Source organism: Streptomyces sp. S.PB5 (assembly GCF_030403745.1).
Classification (GTDB): domain Bacteria; phylum Actinomycetota; class Actinomycetes; order Streptomycetales; family Streptomycetaceae; genus Streptomyces.
This window is the reverse complement of sequence record NZ_JAQMWP010000014.1, coordinates 91,344-107,890: the sequence shown is the minus strand read 5'-3', so window position 1 is coordinate 107,890 and position 16,547 is coordinate 91,344. Positions and strand designations below refer to the sequence as shown.

The window sequence follows — 16,547 nt, the reverse complement described above, 5'->3', positions numbered from 1 at the left end:
GCCGTACCATCGTCCTTATGGCTAGCGAAGACGCGGTGCGCGAGGCACTGGCGACGGTGAACGACCCCGAGATCAACCGGCCCATCACCGAGCTGGGGATGGTCAAGTCGGTGGACATCGGCGCGGACGGAGCGGTCGCGGTCACCGTCTATCTGACGGTCTCCGGCTGCCCGATGCGCGAGACGATCACCCAACGCGTGACGGACGCGGTCGCGGCCGTCGAGGGCGTCACCCGCGTCGACGTCACGCTCGACGTGATGAGCGACGAGCAGCGCAAGGAGCTGGCGACGGCCCTGCGCGGCGGCCAGACCGAGCGCGAGGTCCCCTTCGCCAAGCCCGGCTCGCTCACGCGCGTGTACGCGGTCGCCTCCGGCAAGGGCGGCGTCGGCAAGTCCTCGGTGACGGTGAACCTGGCGGCCGCACTCGCCGCGGACGGCCTGAAGGTGGGCGTCGTGGACGCCGACATCTACGGCCACTCCGTGCCCCGCATGCTGGGCGCCGACGGCCGTCCCACCCAGGTCGAGAACATGATCATGCCGCCGTCCGCGAACGGCGTGAAGGTCATCTCCATCGGCATGTTCACGCCGGGCAACGCCCCGGTGGTGTGGCGCGGCCCGATGCTCCACCGCGCGCTCCAGCAATTCCTGGCGGACGTGTACTGGGGTGACCTGGACGTCCTCCTCCTCGACCTTCCGCCGGGCACGGGTGACATCGCGATCTCGGTGGCCCAGCTGGTCCCGAACGCCGAGATCCTCGTCGTCACGACCCCGCAGCAGGCGGCCGCCGAGGTGGCCGAGCGGGCGGGCGCCATCGCCGTCCAAACCCACCAGAAGATCGTCGGCGTGGTCGAGAACATGTCCGGGCTGCCCTGCCCGCACTGCGACGAGATGGTCGACGTCTTCGGCACGGGCGGCGGCCAGACGGTCGCCGACGGCCTCACCAAGACGACCGGCGCGACCGTCCCGGTCCTCGGCTCCATCCCGATCGACGTCCGCCTCCGCCAGGGCGGCGACGACGGCAGGCCGGTCGTCCTGAGCGACCCGGACTCCCCGGCGGGCGCGGCCCTGCGCGCGATCGCGGGCAAGCTCGGCGGACGCCAGCGCGGCCTCGCGGGACTGTCCCTGGGGATCACCCCGAGGAACAAGTTCTAGATCTTCTGCTACGGATCTTCTTCTACGCCGACGGGGGCGCCGACTTCACGAGTCGGCGCCCCCGTCGTCGTAGCAGCGGCTACTCGTAGGCCGAGATGTCCTTGATCATGGCGAAGCCGAGCCCGTACGCGCTCATGCCTCTGCCGTACGCGCCCACGTGCACGCCCTCCGGCGTGGACCCCGCGAGGACCCAGCCGAACTCGGACTCGCGGTAGTGGAAGGACGTCGGGACGCCGTCCACGGGGAGCGAGAGGGTCGACCAGTCGGGGCCGTCGAGGTCGTCGGCCAGCGCCCACGCGGTCTCGGTCTGCTGGTCCAGCCAGTCGTCGCGCAGGGTGTGGTCCATCGAGCCGGGCCAGGTGAAGGACAGCAGGCCCACGCCCGCGAGCCAGGCCGCCGAGGAGACCGAGGTCGCCTCAAGGAGGCCCGTGCCGTCGGCGCTCCGCCGGGACGACTTCGCCGCGACGGTCACCACCACCGCGAACTTCTCCTTGTCCTCGGATGCCTCGTTACGGACGGAGGGCTCGTCGCCGTGCCCGATCGAACCGTGCTCGACGGCACCGTCGGCCGCCGTCCCGACCTGCATCAGCCAGCGCGGACCCGTGAAGGCCTCGTCGAGGCCGTACCACGGGAAGGGCGCCAGCAGGTAGCCGTCGACCGTGCGCCGCGCGGAGGGGACCTGTTGTCCGCCCTCCGCGGCCGGCGCCTGCGCGACCGCCTGACTCGTCGTCTCCATGTGCCCGGACGCCTCCTCGTTCCTCGTCGGACGGGAACGGCCCGCCCCCCTTCGGGCGACTCGTCCGGTCCGCACAACAACTCGGCAGCATAGCCACCCCACTGGGACCAGCACGGAAACCGCCCGTCGCGTGGGTCGCGCGACGGGCGGGTTCAGGCCGTACCGGGCTCGGGTGGCGTATGAAACGCGTCACGTAGGACGGTCAGGTGGCGTCCGCGTCGAAGATCGGGCGGTCGTCCTTGCCGTCCTCGGGCTTCTTGGTCATGTCGATCCGGCCACCGGAGGAACCGGCGGAGGGCGAGGAGGAGGAATCCGAGTCGCGGCCGTGGACCGCGTCCGTGACCTCGGCCATCTCCTTCTTGATGTCGAAGCCGTTGCGGATCTCCTTGAGCCCCAGCTCGTCGTTGTCCAGCTGCTTGCGGATGAACGTCTTGGGGTTCAGGTCCTCGAACTCGAAGTCCTTGAACTCGGGGCCGAGTTCCTGCCGGATGTCCTGCTTGGCGCTCTCCGAGAACTCACGGATCTTCCGGACCGTCCGCATGACGTCCTGGATGACCTTCGGGAGCTTGTCCGGACCGAAGACGAGCACGGCGAGGACAACGAGCGTCACCAGCTCGAGCGGTCCTATGTCATTGAACACCTGAAGCTCCTTGCCATGTCCGGGCCGGGTCCACGGTACCCGGCGATCCGGTACGACCGGTACTGTCGCGAGCCCTCCGAGTGGGCGGGCATGAGCGGTTTTGGGGGTTGTTTGCCTTGTAAGGCGGGGTTCGCGGGCACGCCTATGAGGTTTCTGTCAATCGGTCGCAATCGGTCGTCCATCGGTCCGCCGCTGTCCGTCCGCTCAGTCGCCGTCCGAGGACCCGAGGACCAGGGAGATCGTCAGCTCGTCGCCGCCGCGCTCCACGGTGAGCTCCAGCCGGTCGCCGGGGCGGTGGGCGCGGGTCTTGACGATCAGTTCGTCGCCGGAGTGGACGCGCTGGCCGTCGACCTCGGTGATGACGTCACCCGCCTTGATCCCGGCCTTGTCACCGGGGCCGCCCGCGCTGACCGCGGGACCGCCGTCGTTGCCCTTGGCGCCGACGCGGGCGCCGTCGCCGGTGTAGTCCATGTCGAGGGTGATGCCGATGACCGGGTGGGTCGCCCGGCCGGTGTTGATCAGCTCCTCCGCGACGCGCTTGCCCTGGTTGATGGGGATGGCGAAACCGAGCCCGATGGAGCCGGACTGCCCGCCGCTCTCGTCGGAGCCGCTGTCGGCGGAGCGGATGGCGGAGTTGATGCCGATGACCCGGCCCTTGGAGTCGAGCAGCGGCCCGCCGGAGTTGCCGGGGTTGATGGGCGCGTCGGTCTGGAGCGCGTCGACGTACGACACGTCGCTCCCGTCCCCGCTCTCACCGCCCGCCGTGATGGGCCGCTCCTTGGCGCTGATGATCCCGGAGGTGACGGTGCCCTCCAGGTCGTACGGGGCGCCGATCGCGACGACCGGGTCACCGACCTGGACGCTGTCGGAGTTGCCGAGGGTCATGGGCTCCAGGCCGCTGACACCGGTGACCTTGACGACGGCGAGGTCGTATCCGCTGTCCCGTCCGACGACGGTGGCCTTGGCGGTGTCGCCGCTGTGGAAGGTGATGGATATGTCCCCGTCGGCCCCCGCGGGCTCGACGACGTGATTGTTGGTGAGGATGTGCCCCCGGTCGTCGAGCACGAACCCGGTCCCGGTGCCCTGCTCCTCGGCGCCGGTCACATGGAGCGTGACGACACTGGGCAGGGCGCGGGCCGCGATCCCCGCCACGCTGTCCGGCGCCCGCCCAGCGGGCTCGGCCCCGGCCTGCGGCAGCTCCACGTCCCCCACCCCGCCGTTGCGCTCCAGATACGCCCCTACGGCTCCACCGACGCCCCCGGAGACGAGCGCGAGCACGACGGCACCGATGACGAGCAGCTTCCTGGCCCGCTTACGGCGTCCGCCCTCGGTGAGGACGGCGGCGCCGTTCTGCTGGAGGGGCGTGGAGGGGGTGGAGGGGATGGGGACGGGGGCCCAGGGGTCGTAGTTCCGCCATGGGTTGGCGGTGGGCGGGGGCGCGTCCGCGTAGGGGGGTGCGGCGGGGGCGGGGGTGCCCGGGCCGGAGGGCGGGATCGGTGCCGGACCGTGGCTGCCGTACGGCGGGGTGGGCAGGGGGGCGCCGGGCGCCGAAGTCGGCGCCGGTGCCGGGGTGCCGTGGGTCGGCGTGCCGTGGGCCGGGGTGGTCGCCGGGTGCTGGACCGGCGGGGCCGGGGCCCAGGGACCGGGCTCGCCGTACGGCGGGGTGCTGTACGGGTCGGGGTCGTGCAGGGGCCGGGGGCGCTCCTCGGTGGACGGGGCGGCGGGCAGAACCGTCGTGGCGTCCTCGGTGTCCGGGGCGGGCCGGGCGAGCGGCAGACTCAGCTCGAAGTCGCCGTCGCTGCCGCTGCCGCTGTCGGAGGGGGCGGTGTCGCCGGCGGGGTCGCGGGCAGGGTCGGTGTCACCGTGGGAGTCGCCGTGGGAGTCGCCGGGAGCCCGGTCCTCGGGCGTGGCTGCCTCGTCGGCCGCTGCCACGCCGGCCACGTCCTGCGGCGCCCTCAGCTCGAAATCGCCCCCGGCGTCCGCCGGCTCGGTGACTCCGGCCGCGCCGGTCACGCCGGTCACATCCGCAACGTCCTGAGGCCGCCTCAGCTCGAAGTCACCGCCATCATCGGCGGCCGCGTCTCCCACCGCGCCCCGAGTGCCGTCGCCCGGCACCGTCCCGGGCACGGACACCGCACCCCCGCCGGGCGTCACCACGGGCTCCGCTCCCGCTTCCGGCCCCGCAGGGCCTTGCGGGCGCGGGCGGTTCCACCACTTCGCCTTCGTGGGCTTCCCCTCGTCCATGCTCTCCCCACAGCCGGGGCCTGGCCGGCACGTCGGCCCCGCTCAGCTGTACCTGTCAGGCACGTTGCTGCAACCACGGCCTGATCTGCCGGACAGGCACGGGTACGGCTCTGACTGGATTCAACCAGGTTCGGCGACAGACGCGCAGAGGCCCGGTCAGCGGGTGGTGCCGGTGGGGGAAGGGGTCGCGTCGGGGACGGGTGCGGCAAGGAGGCTGGGCGGGGTGAGGTCCGGGGCCGTGGCCCAGGAGGTCAGCGTGAGCGGCGCGGTCGAGCTGAGCGGACGTATCAGCGGGGACATCGCGGCCGCACCGGCCACCACCGGTGTGGTCAGCGTGGCGTCGTGGACCTGTGTCCCGGGCACCAGCGGTGCCGACACCTCGGTCGGGGCGGCCGGGGAGGCCGCGAGCCGGGACTCGTCCTCGGCGAACAGGGGGCCCACCGCACGGCGGCGCTGGCTGTCGGGTGTCGCCGCACCCGTGCCGGCCTGGGTGCGCGCCGGGGTCACATTGCTGCCGCCCGAACCGCCCCGCGCGTCGGCGTCGGTCGGCGCACCCGTGGTGACACCGCCCAGCGCGATCGCGGCCAGCGACACCGCGCCGCCCACGACGAACGCGAACCGCATACCGCGCGACGCGGATCGCTCGGGCTCGTGCCGGCTGACGTCATGGATCCGGAAGCCGCCGCCCGAGGGGGTGAGGGCGGAGGTGTGCGAGCGGGCGGGGACGTAGTCGAACTCGAAGGGCTCGGGGCGCTTCACGCCGAAGACTCCGGTGGTGGCGGGTCTTCCCGCGAAACCGTCACCGAGTCCTCCCCCGAACGGCGAGCCGCCGTCCGTGTCACCCCCCGCGGGAAGCCCCTGGAGGCGGGCCAGGAAGCTCTCCGAGGGGGGCGGCGGGGCCGCCTCCGCGAAGACGTTCTTCAGTCGGCGCTGGGCGTCGGCCTCGGCCTTGCACTTGGCGCAGGTGGCAAGGTGAGCGAGGACGCGCTCGCGCGTCTCATGACCGAGCTCGCCGTCGACCAGCGCGGCGAGTCGGTCTCCCAGGTGCTGCTCCGCGAATCGCCCTTCGGCGGGGTTGGGTCGTGATCCACTCACGCGGTCGCGCCCCCTCCCCCCAGAGCGGCGACGCGGGGCACGAAGGAGCGGCGCTCCTTCCGGGCCTCCGGTGAGCGGTGCGCGAGGGCCTTGCGCAGCTGGGAGCGGCCGCGGTGGATACGGGACCGGACCGTGCCGAGCTTGACGCCGAGTGTCGCGGCGATCTCCTCGTACGACAGCCCTTCGATGTCGCACAGGACGACCGCGGCGCGGAACTCGGGCGCGAGGGTGTCGAGGGCCTGCTGGACGTCGGCGTCGAAGTGCGCGTCGTTGAAGACCTGCTGCGGGGACGGCTCTCGGCTGGGCAGGCGCTCGGCCGCGTCCTCGCCGAGGGCGTCGAAGCGGATGCGCTGCTTGCGCCGGACCATGTCCAGGAACAGGTTGGTGGTGATGCGGTGCAGCCAGCCCTCGAAGGTGCCGGGCGTGTAGGTCGACAGCGAGCGGAAGACGCGGACGAAGACCTCCTGCGTGAGGTCCTCGGCGTCGTGCTGGTTGCCCGTCAGGCGGTAGGCGAGCCGGTAGACGCGGCCGCTGTGCGTGCTGACGATCTCCTCCCACGTCGGAGGAGTCCACGCCTGCCCGTCCGCGTCGGTGGAGAAGGTCGCGGTCTGGGCGTACGCGTCGTGGCTGTGGTCAGCAGCGGTGTCGTTCACGGATTTCGGCCTACCCGCCGATCCGAGGAAGCGCCGGAGCACTCCTCCCCGATCCACAGGCGCGGCCGCACCTCCCCTGTCGGCTCTGGTGGTGTCCAGTGGAGTCCCTACCATAGCCACCTCGCCCGTTAGCTCCGGATAAGCGGTTTTACGAGAATTTGATCTGTGGAGCTCGCGCTCCGACAGCCACTCGTCATCGTGATCCAACTGTGTCCCCCCGGGTGCGTCTCCACCCCTCTAAACGCCTGGTCCCATCTGCGGGTTCCCGCGCCCAACGGATACAGTCACGCCCAGGCAACCACGGGGACAGGAGAGGGTCATTACCGCCAACCGGCAGACGAGCTGGGCGTTCGCCGACGCCTACGTCGCCGAGGACGAAGTGCTGCGCTGGGCCCGGGACCGGGCCCGTGAGGCAGGGCTGCGCTCGGTGTCGCCCGGCACGGGTGCGGCGCTGCGGTTGCTTGCGGCCTCCGTCGACGCCAAGGCGGTCGCCGAGATCGGCACCGGCACCGGTGTCTCCGGGATCCATCTGCTGCACGGCATGCGGCCGGACGGCGTGCTGACCACGGTCGACCCCGAGCCTGAGCACCAGCAGTTCGCCCGCCAGGCCTTCCGCGCCTCCGGCTTCGCCAGCAACCGGGCCCGTTTCATCCCGGGCCGCGCCCTCGACGTCCTGCCCCGTCTCGCCGACGCCGGCTACGACCTCGTCTTCTGCGACGGCGACCGCCTGGAGTTCCTGGACTATCTCGCTGAATCGTTGCGCCTGCTGCGTCCGGGGGGTCTCGTGGTCTTCGAGGGCGTCTTCGCCCACGGCCGGACGGTGGACTCGGGCCCGCAGCCGACGGAGGTGCTGCGGCTGCGCGAGCTGCTGCGCGCGGTGCGGGAAAGCCAGGACCTGGTGCCGTCGCTGCTGCCGGTGGGCGACGGCCTGCTGTGCGCGGTCAAGCGATAGAGACCGGCGACAGGCGGCAAACAGCGATCCCGGCACCGCATGCGGTGCCGGGATCGTCGAAAGGGTATGGTCGCTTCCGCGTCAGCCGACGACCTTCTTGAGGGCGTCGCCGAGCGCGTCGGCCTCGTCAGGGGTCAGCTCGACGACGAGCCGACCGCCGCCTTCGAGCGGAACGCGCATGACGATGCCCCGCCCCTCCTTGGTCACCTCGAGCGGGCCATCGCCCGTCCGCGGCTTCATGGCCGCCATGCTCGTTCCCCTTCCTGAAACCAGCTCATCGTCAAAGCCGACGGCCCTGGGAGGGCACGCGTGTCGTGCGTGGGCACGCGACACCGGCATCGAACACATTGCTTCCAAGCCATTATCCCGCATCTCAGGACCCGATGACCAACATCAGTCGGCATCGCTTGGGCAACGCGCGCGAGCAAAACCACTCAATTCGGCGATGTGACTGCGATACTGCGCGGCTGCGTACAGATTCGGCGACGGATTTCGGCCGGGGATTCTTTGACGCAGGTCACACGTCCGTTCCGGTCCCCGGACGGCGATCTCCGCCATGCTGTCCTTCGTAACCCGCAAGTAACCGGCAAGGACGCAGGAGGGGACACCCCATGGCCGACACCGTGCTCTACGAGGTGAGCGACGGGCTCGCGACGATCACCATCAACCGGCCCGAGGCGATGAACGCGCTCAACATCGCGACGAAGGTCGCGCTGCGTGACGCGGTGGTGGCGGCGGCCGAGGACGACGCCGTGCGGGCCGTCCTGCTGACCTCGGCCGGGGAGCGGGCGTTCTGTGTGGGGCAGGACCTCAAGGAGCACATCGGGCTCCTCGCCTCCGACCGGGAGTCCGGGTCGGGGCACACCATGAGCACGGTGAAGGAGCACTACAACCCCATCGTCCGCGCGCTGACCGACATGCCCAAGCCGGTGGTGGCGGGCGTCAACGGCGTCGCGGCCGGGGCGGGCTTCGGGTTCGCGCTGGCCGCGGACTACCGGGTGGTGGCGGACACGGCCGCGTTCAACACCTCGTTCGCGGGCGTCGCCCTGACCGCCGACTCCGGGGTCTCCTGGACGCTGCCCCGGGTGGTCGGGCCCGGCCGGGCCGCCGATCTGCTGCTCTTCCCGCGGAGCATCTCCGCACAGGACGCGTACGAGCTGGGCATCGCGAACCGGCTGGTGCCGGCCGCCGAGCTGCACGCGGAGGCCACGAAGGTGGCGCGGGCGCTGGCCGAGGGGCCGACGGTGGCGTACGCGGCGCTGAAGGAGGCGGTGGCGTACGGCTTCTCCCACACACTGGCCGAGACGCTGGAGAAGGAGGACGAGCTGCAGACCCGCGCGGGGGCGTCGGAGGACCACGCGATCGCCGTGCAGGCCTTCGTGAACAAGGAGAAGCCCAAGTATCTGGGGCGCTGAGACTCAGCTCCGCCTGGCCACGCAGGTGGCCAGGTGATCGTCCACCAGGCCGCACGCCTGCATCAGCGCGTACGCCGTCGTCGGGCCCACGAAGCGCAGGCCCCGCTTCTTCAGGGCCTTCGACAGGGCCGTCGACTCCGGGGTGATCGCCGGGACGTCCCCCAGCGCCTTGGGGGCCGGGCCCGGCGTCGACGGGGCGTGGGACCAGATCAGCTCGTCGAGGTCGCCCGGCGCCCAGTCGGCGAGCACGCGCGCGTTGGCGAGCGTCGCGTCGATCTTGGCCCGGTTGCGGATGATGCCCTCGTCGACGAGGAGCCGGTCCCGGTCGGCGTCCGTGAAGGTGGCCACCTTGGCGATCTCGAAGCCCGCGAAGGCCGCGCGGAAGCCCTCGCGGCGGCGGAGGATGGTGATCCAGGAGAGGCCGGACTGGAAGGCCTCCAGGCTGAGGCGCTCGTAGAGGGCGTCGTCGCCGTGGACCGGGCGGCCCCACTCCTCGTCGTGGTACGCGACATAGTCCTCGGTGGACAGGGCCCAGGGGCAGCGCAGGGCGCCGTCCGGGCCGGCGAGGGCGGTGCCGTCGGTCACTGCTGGTCCTCCGCGCCCGGGGCCGGCTTCTCCATGGAGAGCTGCGGGCCGTGCGCGACCGCCTGGGCGCCGGCCAGGGCGGACTCCAGGTCGGCGATACGGGCGTCGCGCTCGGCGAGTTCGGCGCCGAGGCGGCTGAGGGCGTCGTCCACGTCCGACATGCGGTAGCCGCGGGCGGCGAGCGGGAAGCGGAGGGCCTCGACGTCGGCGCGGTTGACCGGGCGCTCCAGCGGCAGGGGGTCCTGGAGGCGCTGCGGGGCGGCCTCGGGCAGCGGGCCGGTCTCGCCGCCGCCCACCACGGCGAGCGTCACCGCGGCGACCACGACGGCGAGCGCGACGACCAGGAACAAGAACATAACCATCGCTGAGGGTCCCCACCTGCTCGGTCGACTGTGTCGGATGTGTCGGAGTCGGATGTGTCGGAGTCGAATGTGTCAGAGTCCGATCGTGCCATGCGAGTCTGACAGTTAGGGTCGCAGGCGGCCGAGTTCACGGCCGCACCCAGGTCGCACTACGAGAGGTCACAGGGGATGCTCAGGCTCGGCAGGCGGGAATTCGGGGCGCACGAGCCGGTGATCATGGCGATCGTGAACCGGACCCCCGACTCCTTCTACGACCAGGGCGCGACCTTCCGCGACGAGCCGGCCCTCGCGCGCGTGGAGCAGGCCGTGGCCGAAGGCGCCGCGATCATCGACATCGGCGGGGTCAAGGCCGGGCCGGGCGAGGAGGTCTCCGCGGCGGAAGAGGCCCGGCGGACGGTCGGGTTCGTGGCGGAGGTGCGGCGGCGGTTTCCGGATGTCGTCATCAGCGTCGACACCTGGCGGGCATCGGTAGGGGAGGCCGTGTGCGAGGCCGGGGCGGATCTGCTGAACGACGCGTGGGGCGGGGTCGATCCGGGGCTCGCGGAAGTCGCCGCGCGGTACGGGGTGGGGCTGGTGTGCACGCATGCCGGGGGCACGGAGCCTCGTACTCGGCCGCACCGGGTCTCGTACGACGACGTCATGGCCGACATTCTGCGGGTGACCCTGGGGCTGGCCGAGCGGGCGGTTTCGCTGGGGGTTTCCCGGGAGTCCGTGCTGATCGATCCCGGGCACGACTTCGGGAAGAACACGCGGCACAGTCTTGAGGCGACCCGGCGGCTCGGGGAGATGGTCGCCACGGGGTGGCCTGTGCTGGTGTCGCTGTCCAACAAGGACTTTGTCGGGGAGACGCTGGACAAGCCCGTGAAGGAGCGGGTGGTGGGGACCTTGGCGACTACTGCGGTGTCGGCGTGGCTGGGGGCGCAGGTGTATCGGGTGCACGAGGTGGCGGAGACGCGGCAGGTGCTGGACATGGTGGCGTCGATCGCGGGCCATCGTCCTCCGGCGGTCGCCCGGCGGGGGCTGGCGTAGAGCCCCGCGGCGGAGCCGCTGATGGATGCAGCCGCCCCCGCCGCCCCTACCCGTTCCCGTCCCAGGGGGCGCTGCCCCCTGGGCCCCCGCTCCTCAAACGCCGGAGGGGCTGATTCAGCTCAGACGCATCCAGCCCGTCCGGCGTTCGAGGACGAGGAAAGGCTTCTAGCGGCCCGCCTCCTTCGACACCAGCGCCACCGCCTCGTCCACGTCGTCCGTCACGTGGAACAGCAGCAGGTCCTTCTCGGAGGCCTTGCCCTGGGCCACCAGGGTGTTCGTGATCCAGTCCACCAGGCCGCCCCAGTACGCCGTACCGAAGAGCACGATCGGGAAGCGGGTCACCTTCTGGGTCTGGACCAGGGTCAGGGCCTCGAAGAGCTCGTCCAGAGTGCCCAGGCCGCCCGGCAGGACCACGAACCCCTGCGCGTACTTCACGAACATCATCTTGCGGACGAAGAAGTAGCGGAAGTTCAGGCCGATGTCGACGTAGGGGTTGAGCCCCTGCTCGAAGGGGAGCTCGATGCCGAGGCCGACCGAGATGCCGTTCGCCTCGCACGCGCCCTTGTTCGCCGCCTCCATCGCGCCCGGACCGCCGCCCGTGATGACCGCGAACCCGGCCTCCACCAGGCCGCGGCCCAGGCGGACCCCCGCCTCGTACTCGGGGGAGTCCGCCGGCGTCCGGGCGGAGCCGAACACACTGATCGCGGGCGGGAGTTCGGCGAGGGTGCCGAAGCCTTCGATGAACTCCGACTGGATGCGCAGGACCCGCCAGGGGTCGGTGTGGACCCAGTCGGAGGGACCGCCCGCGTCCAGGAGGCGCTGGTCCGTGGTACTCGCCGTGACCTGGCCCCGCCTTCGGAGGACCGGGCCAAGCCGCTGCTCGGACGGTGGCTGCTTCTTACCCTCAGGGTTGCCGGTAGCCATGTGCGCTCCCTCCACTTGCGGGTGTTACGACCTCAGCGTAGATCTACGCGGGTTACAGAGGGGGGACATACGGATGTCCGGCCGGCGCGCGGCTCGACTCACGCCGTCAGCCAGGACCTCAGCCGCTCCTCCGCCTCGGGGATCAGCGACACCTTCACGCGCTCGTCCACCTTGTGGGCGAGGAGGGGATTGCCGGGGCTGTAGTTCACCGCCGGTACGCCGAGCGCGCTGAAGCGGGCCACGTCGGTCCAGCCGAACTTGGGGTGGACCTCGGCGCCGACCGCCGAGACGAAGGCCGCCGCGGCCGGGTGGTTCAGGCCGGGACGGGCGCCGCCCGTGTGGTCGTCGACCACGAACTCGTCCACGCCGCAGTCCGAGAAGTAGTCCCTGACGAACGCCTCCGCCTCCTCCTCGCTGCGGTCGGGCGCGTAGCGGAAGTTGACGGTGACCGTGCACTCGTCGGGGATGACGTTGGTGGCGACGCCGCCGTCGATACGGACCGCGTTGAGGCCCTCGTGGTACTCCAGGCCGTCCACGACCGGCTTGCGCGGCACGTACGCGGCCAGCTTCGCCAGCGCCGGGGCCGCCGCGTGGATCGCGTTCGAGCCCATCCACGCGCGCGCGGAGTGCGCCCGCTCCCCCTTGAACTTCAGCAGCACCCGGAGGGTGCCCTGGCAGCCGCCCTCGACCTGGCCGTTCGTCGGCTCCAGCAGAACCGCGAAATCGCCTTCCAGCCACTCCGGGTGGGCCTCGGAGACATGCTTCAGGCCGTTGAACTCGGCGGCGATCTCCTCGTTGTCGTAGAAGACGAAGGTGAGGTCGCGGTTGGGGGACGGGACGGTCGCCGCGATACGGAGCTGGACCGCGACGCCGGACTTCATGTCGCAGGTGCCGCAGCCCCAGAGGTAGCCGTCCTCGTCGAGGCGGGAGGGGACGTTGTCCGCGATCGGGACGGTGTCGATGTGGCCGGCGAGGACGACCCGCTCCGCACGGCCGAGGTTCGTACGGGCCACGACGTTGTTGCCGTACCGGTCGACCGTCAGGTGCGGCAGCGCGCGCAGCGCGGTCTCGATCGCGTCCGCGAGCGGCTTCTCGGTGCCGCTGACGGAGGGGAAGTCGACGAGCTGCGCGGTGAGACGCGCGGCGTCCAGCGTGAGGTCAAGCGGGGTATCGGCCATGCCGTCGACCCTAACGCGCCGGGCCTCCTCCCCTCCGTCCACACCTCTGTCCACACCTGGCTCGGCCACCACAGGGGCCTCCGCTACCTTGGACGGATGCCAGAGCAGTCCCGCCCTCAACAGCGTCGTCGTGGCCGCTTTCTCCGTGGTCTGGCGGCCTTCGTGGTTTTGTGTGCCGTCGCCGGATATCTGGTGGTCCAGTACATCACCGGAGGCACCGGGGATCCGGGCTGCAAGGTCGTCTCGGGCAGGGACGACGGGGTGGCGTACGAGTTCACGCCCGAGCAGGCGGTCAACGCGGCGGCGATCACGGCCGTGGGCACCGGGCGCGGGCTGCCCGAGCGGGCGGTGGCGATCGCGCTGGCGACCGCGCTCCAGGAGTCGGGGCTGCGCAACATCACCCATGGCGACCGGGACTCCCTCGGCCTCTTCCAGCAGCGGCCCTCGCAGGGCTGGGGCACGGAGAAGCAGATCATGGACCCGACGTACGCGGCGGGCGCGTTCTACGAGCATCTGGTCAAGATCGACGGCTATACGAAGCTGCCGCTCACCGTGGCCGCGCAGCGTGTGCAGCGCAGCGGCTATCCGGAGGCGTACGCCAAGCACGAGCCGGACGCCACCGTCCTGGCCGCCGCTCTCACCGGGACCTCGGCGGCCACGCTGACCTGCGAGGGACGCCCGGCCGCGACCCTCGCGGCGGGTCCGGAGGGCGTGCGCGAGGCGCTCGTGCGGGACTTCGGCGGGGACGCGCTGGACACCACCGCCAAGGAGGTGGGGGCCGCCGCGGCGACGCCCGCGCCCGAGGCGACGGTGTCGGGGCGGACCGTGACCGTGCCGGTGAGCGGCGGCAAGGGCAGCAAGGACGGCAAGGGGCGCAGCACCCGGGAGCGCGGCTGGCAGCTCGCGCACTGGGCGGTGGCCAACGCCTCGGCGCTGCACCTCCAGAGCGTGACGTATGCCGGGCGGCAGTGGACCGCCGGGAACACCCAGAGCGAGTGGCGGACGACGTCGTCCGAGGGGGCCGGCGGGGCGGAGGGCGCCGCCGGTTCGGTGCGGATCCTGACTGCTCAGTAGTACGGACGATCACCCGTAGGGGTTATGCGCCGCGGGCCCGGGCAAGGGCGTGCGCAGGTTTTTGCGCGGTCACCCTCGTATTCGGAAAACCCTTGCGGGCACAGGGCTGTAAGGATTCGGCACACTTTCCGACCGGGCACCCTTTGACCGTTTTTATCCGCAGCCGATAATGCGACGCATTGCCAACTCTTTACGTTGGCCGTCCGCAACCTTCGTGGGCTTCGAGCGGTAGTCACTGCGTCCGAGGCCGGTGATCAACTGCCGGACTCCGTCGGACACTTCATCGTTCTCCACCGTCGAAGGAGCATCATGTCCCTCCCCCTGACCCGCAGGATCGCCCGTGCCGCGCTGCTCGTCGCTGCGGGAGCGGCAGCCGGGGTCGGTGCGGCCGGCTCCGCCAGTGCGGCCCCCGAACTGCCCGCCACGCCCGACCTCGGCGGGCTGACCGCCCTGGACGGGGCGAGCGTCGGCAACACCGTCGACGGGGCCGCGCAGAACACCACGGGGCTCGCGGGCAACACCGGTGGCAACGCGGTCAAGAAGGCGCTCCCGACCGCGGGCAAGACCGGCGGCAAGGTCGCCAAGAAGGCCGCCCCGGCGGCGCAGCAGACCGCGGGTGACGCGGCGGGCTCCGCCGGCGACCTCCTCGGCGACACCGCCTCCACCGCCACGAAGGGCGGCCTTCCCACGGACTCCGTCACCAAGGGCGGCCTGCCGACCGAGTCCCTGCCGGTGAAGAGCCTGCCGCTCGGCTGACGTTCGGCAGCTACGGCGAGCTGACACGGCAAGCTGATACGGCGATGGGGTCCAGGGAGTACTCCCTGGACCCCATCGCCGTATGCACAGGTCAGCCGTACGCACAGGTCAGGCGAGCCGCTTGACCGCTGCCTCGACCCGTTCGTCCGTTGCCGTGAAGGCGACGCGGACGTGCTGCGCGCCCGCCTCGCCGTAGAAGTCGCCCGGGGCCACGAGGATGCCGAGGGCGGCCAGGTGGGCGACCGTGTCCCAGCAGGATTCGCCTCGGGTGGCCCAGAGGTAGAGGCTGGCCTCGCTGTGCTCGATGCGGAAGCCGTGGCCCTCCAGGGCCTCGCGGAGGGCCTTGCGGCGGGCCGCGTAGCGGGCGCGCTGCTCGTGGACGTGGGTGTCGTCGCCGAGGGCCGCCACCACCGCCGCCTGGGTCGGGGCCGGCGTCATCATGCCGCCGTGCTTGCGGATCTCCAGCAGGGGGCCCAGGACCGCGGGGTCACCGGCCAGGAAGGCGGCGCGGTAGCCGGCGAGGTTGGAGCGCTTCGAGAGGGAGTGGACGGCGACGAGACCGTCGTACGAGCCGCCGTTGACGTCCGGGTGGAGCACCGAGACCGGGTCGGCGTCCCAGCCGAGCTCCAGGTAGCACTCGTCGGAGAAGATCAGCACGCCGTGCTCGCGGGCCCAGGCGACGATCCGGGTGAGTTCGGACTTCGACAGGACCTTGCCCGTGGGGTTCGACGGGGAGTTCAGCCAGAGGAGCTTCAGGCCCTCGGGGTTCAGCTCGGTCGGGTCGTCGTAGACCTCGTACTCCGCGCGGGCCAGGCGGGCGCCCACCTCGTACGTCGGGTAGGCCAGGCGCGGGTAGGCGACACGGTCGCCGGGGCCGAGGCCCAGCTGGGTCGGGAGCCAGGCGACGAGTTCCTTGGAGCCGACGATCGGGAGGACGTGCCTGTGGGTGATCCCGCGGGCGCCCAGGCGGCGCTCGACCCAGCCGGTGATCGCGTCACGCAGGGCCGGGGTGCCCCAGACCGTGGGGTAGCCGGGCGAGTCGGCCGCGGCGACCAGGGCCTGCTGGACCAGGTCGGGAACCGGGTCCACCGGGGTGCCGACCGACAGGTCGACGATGCCGTCCGGATGCGCCGTCGCCGTCTTCTTGTACGGCTCCAGCTTGTCCCAGGGGAAGGTGGGCAGGCGGTCGGAGACTGCGGACACGGTTACTGGCTCACTTTCTTCGGTCTTCGGTACGACCGGTACGGCCGGACGGCCGGTACGGCAAACGCCTCGGCCCCGTACGGCGATCAAGGCGATCGAGCCGTACGGGACCGAGGCGGCGCGTCTGTGCGGCCGCTCTTACTGGTTCTGCGGCGGCAGCGCGGCGACGAAGGGGTGATCGCGCTCGATCAGGCCCAGCTTGCTGGCACCGCCGGGCGAGCCGAGCTCGTCGAAGAACTCGACGTTCGCCTTGTAGTAGTCCTTCCACTCCTCCGGAGTGTCGTCCTCGTAGAAGATCGCCTCGACCGGGCAGACCGGTTCACAGGCGCCGCAGTCGACGCATTCGTCCGGGTGGATGTACAAGGACCGGGAGCCCTCGTAGATGCAGTCGACCGGGCACTCCTCGATGCACGCCTTGTCCTTGACGTCGACACAAGGCTGCGCGATGACGTAGGTCACGCTGTCGTTCCTCCTCGATAGGGCGCTGGCGGGCCTCCACAGGCTCCGCCGCCTGGCGCGCGGGAGCGCGGCGTCGTCGATGCCCGCCCCT

General features: G+C 71.5%; 18 protein-coding genes. 6 read left to right on the top strand and 12 right to left on the bottom strand.

Annotated elements, in window-relative coordinates:
• Positions 1-17: 17 nt before the first annotated feature.
• The gene (locus PH203_RS32545) at positions 18-1,151 is read left to right on the top strand and encodes an Mrp/NBP35 family ATP-binding protein (RefSeq protein WP_289924673.1); all 1,134 of its coding nucleotides are present in this window, start codon (positions 18-20) and stop codon (positions 1,149-1,151) included.
• Positions 1,152-1,230: 79 nt separating this feature from the next.
• Here the strand turns inward: PH203_RS32545 and PH203_RS32540 are convergent, their stop codons facing one another.
• The 5 genes from PH203_RS32540 to sigE form a co-directional block, all read right to left on the bottom strand.
• Entirely contained in the window at positions 1,231-1,887 is a 657-nt protein-coding gene (locus tag PH203_RS32540) for a hypothetical protein (protein WP_289924672.1), read from the bottom strand.
• 202 nt (positions 1,888-2,089) lie between these two features.
• The gene (locus PH203_RS32535) at positions 2,090-2,527 is read right to left on the bottom strand and encodes a sec-independent translocase (protein ID WP_289924671.1); all 438 of its coding nucleotides are present in this window, start codon (positions 2,525-2,527) and stop codon (positions 2,090-2,092) included.
• Between the two features lie 204 nt (positions 2,528-2,731).
• Positions 2,732-4,771: a trypsin-like peptidase domain-containing protein gene (locus PH203_RS32530; RefSeq protein ID WP_289924670.1), complete on the bottom strand. Its 2,040-nt coding sequence runs from the start codon at positions 4,769-4,771 to the stop codon at positions 2,732-2,734.
• 156 nt (positions 4,772-4,927) lie between these two features.
• On the bottom strand, positions 4,928-5,866 hold the full coding sequence (locus PH203_RS32525) for a zf-HC2 domain-containing protein (RefSeq protein ID WP_289924669.1): 939 nt from the start codon (positions 5,864-5,866) through the stop codon (positions 4,928-4,930).
• Entirely contained in the window at positions 5,863-6,561 is a 699-nt protein-coding gene (sigE, locus tag PH203_RS32520; protein ID WP_289924942.1) for an RNA polymerase sigma factor SigE, read from the bottom strand. Before sigE ends, PH203_RS32525 begins: the two co-directional genes overlap by 4 nt.
• A 277-nt stretch (positions 6,562-6,838) precedes the next feature.
• Between sigE and PH203_RS32515 the strand changes: the two genes are divergently transcribed.
• Positions 6,839-7,471, top strand: coding sequence for an O-methyltransferase (locus tag PH203_RS32515; protein ID WP_289924940.1), 633 nt, complete (start codon positions 6,839-6,841; stop codon positions 7,469-7,471).
• Positions 7,472-7,552: 81 nt separating this feature from the next.
• On the opposite strand, the gene PH203_RS32510 is transcribed toward PH203_RS32515, so the two are convergent.
• Complete coding sequence (locus PH203_RS32510; protein ID WP_003966491.1) at positions 7,553-7,720, bottom strand: DUF3117 domain-containing protein; 168 nt, start codon at positions 7,718-7,720, stop codon at positions 7,553-7,555.
• 362 nt (positions 7,721-8,082) lie between these two features.
• Here PH203_RS32510 and PH203_RS32505 point away from each other — a divergent pair, with 362 nt between their 5' ends.
• Positions 8,083-8,886, top strand: coding sequence for an enoyl-CoA hydratase-related protein (locus tag PH203_RS32505; RefSeq protein ID WP_289924527.1), 804 nt, complete (start codon positions 8,083-8,085; stop codon positions 8,884-8,886).
• A gap of 3 nt (positions 8,887-8,889) precedes the next feature.
• Here PH203_RS32505 and PH203_RS32500 read toward each other — a convergent pair whose 3' ends face one another.
• Positions 8,890-9,471: a DNA-3-methyladenine glycosylase I gene (locus PH203_RS32500; protein ID WP_289924526.1), complete on the bottom strand. Its 582-nt coding sequence runs from the start codon at positions 9,469-9,471 to the stop codon at positions 8,890-8,892.
• On the bottom strand, positions 9,468-9,827 hold the full coding sequence (locus PH203_RS32495; RefSeq protein ID WP_289924939.1) for a DivIVA domain-containing protein: 360 nt from the start codon (positions 9,825-9,827) through the stop codon (positions 9,468-9,470). The genes PH203_RS32500 and PH203_RS32495 overlap by 4 nt, the downstream gene beginning before the upstream one ends.
• A gap of 174 nt (positions 9,828-10,001) precedes the next feature.
• Between PH203_RS32495 and folP the strand changes: the two genes are divergently transcribed.
• Complete coding sequence (gene folP / locus PH203_RS32490; RefSeq protein ID WP_289924525.1) at positions 10,002-10,862, top strand: dihydropteroate synthase; 861 nt, start codon at positions 10,002-10,004, stop codon at positions 10,860-10,862.
• Between the two features lie 165 nt (positions 10,863-11,027).
• On the opposite strand, the gene PH203_RS32485 is transcribed toward folP, so the two are convergent.
• Together PH203_RS32485 and dapE are read right to left on the bottom strand one after the other, a co-directional pair.
• Positions 11,028-11,786 carry a TIGR00730 family Rossman fold protein gene (locus PH203_RS32485; protein ID WP_289924524.1) on the bottom strand — a complete coding sequence of 253 codons (759 nt, stop codon included), beginning with the start codon at positions 11,784-11,786 and terminating at the stop codon, positions 11,028-11,030.
• A gap of 98 nt (positions 11,787-11,884) precedes the next feature.
• Entirely contained in the window at positions 11,885-12,964 is a 1,080-nt protein-coding gene (gene dapE / locus PH203_RS32480) for a succinyl-diaminopimelate desuccinylase (RefSeq protein ID WP_289924523.1), read from the bottom strand.
• Between the two features lie 96 nt (positions 12,965-13,060).
• On the opposite strand from dapE, the gene PH203_RS32475 reads away from it, so the two are divergent.
• The gene (locus PH203_RS32475; protein WP_289924521.1) at positions 13,061-14,038 is read left to right on the top strand and encodes a heavy metal transporter; all 978 of its coding nucleotides are present in this window, start codon (positions 13,061-13,063) and stop codon (positions 14,036-14,038) included.
• Between the two features lie 309 nt (positions 14,039-14,347).
• Positions 14,348-14,794, top strand: a complete 447-nt coding sequence (locus PH203_RS32470; RefSeq protein ID WP_289924520.1) for an ATP-binding protein — start codon at positions 14,348-14,350, stop codon at positions 14,792-14,794.
• Positions 14,795-14,902: 108 nt separating this feature from the next.
• On the opposite strand, the gene PH203_RS32465 is transcribed toward PH203_RS32470, so the two are convergent.
• Together PH203_RS32465 and fdxA are read right to left on the bottom strand one after the other, a co-directional pair.
• Positions 14,903-15,997 carry a bifunctional succinyldiaminopimelate transaminase/glutamate-prephenate aminotransferase gene (locus PH203_RS32465; protein ID WP_289924519.1) on the bottom strand — a complete coding sequence of 365 codons (1,095 nt, stop codon included), beginning with the start codon at positions 15,995-15,997 and terminating at the stop codon, positions 14,903-14,905.
• A 138-nt stretch (positions 15,998-16,135) separates the two neighbouring features.
• Positions 16,136-16,456 (bottom strand): ferredoxin, encoded by a 321-nt coding sequence (gene fdxA, locus PH203_RS32460; RefSeq protein ID WP_019058397.1) that lies wholly within the window; start codon positions 16,454-16,456, stop codon positions 16,136-16,138.
• Positions 16,457-16,547 lie beyond the last annotated feature (91 nt).

Coding starts and splice junctions, on each gene's coding strand:
- PH203_RS32545 (WP_289924673.1), top strand. CDS start 18: ATGGCTAGCGAAGACGCGGTGCGCGAGGCACTGGCGACGGTGAACGAC.
- PH203_RS32540 (WP_289924672.1), bottom strand. CDS start 1,887: ATGGAGACGACGAGTCAGGCGGTCGCGCAGGCGCCGGCCGCGGAGGGC.
- PH203_RS32530 (WP_289924670.1), bottom strand. CDS start 4,771: ATGGACGAGGGGAAGCCCACGAAGGCGAAGTGGTGGAACCGCCCGCGC.
- PH203_RS32510 (WP_003966491.1), bottom strand. CDS start 7,720: ATGGCGGCCATGAAGCCGCGGACGGGCGATGGCCCGCTCGAGGTGACC.
- PH203_RS32505 (WP_289924527.1), top strand. CDS start 8,083: ATGGCCGACACCGTGCTCTACGAGGTGAGCGACGGGCTCGCGACGATC.
- PH203_RS32495 (WP_289924939.1), bottom strand. CDS start 9,827: ATGTTCTTGTTCCTGGTCGTCGCGCTCGCCGTCGTGGTCGCCGCGGTG.
- folP (WP_289924525.1), top strand. CDS start 10,002: ATGCTCAGGCTCGGCAGGCGGGAATTCGGGGCGCACGAGCCGGTGATC.
- PH203_RS32485 (WP_289924524.1), bottom strand. CDS start 11,786: ATGGCTACCGGCAACCCTGAGGGTAAGAAGCAGCCACCGTCCGAGCAG.
- dapE (WP_289924523.1), bottom strand. CDS start 12,964: ATGGCCGATACCCCGCTTGACCTCACGCTGGACGCCGCGCGTCTCACC.
- PH203_RS32475 (WP_289924521.1), top strand. CDS start 13,061: ATGCCAGAGCAGTCCCGCCCTCAACAGCGTCGTCGTGGCCGCTTTCTC.
- PH203_RS32470 (WP_289924520.1), top strand. CDS start 14,348: ATGTCCCTCCCCCTGACCCGCAGGATCGCCCGTGCCGCGCTGCTCGTC.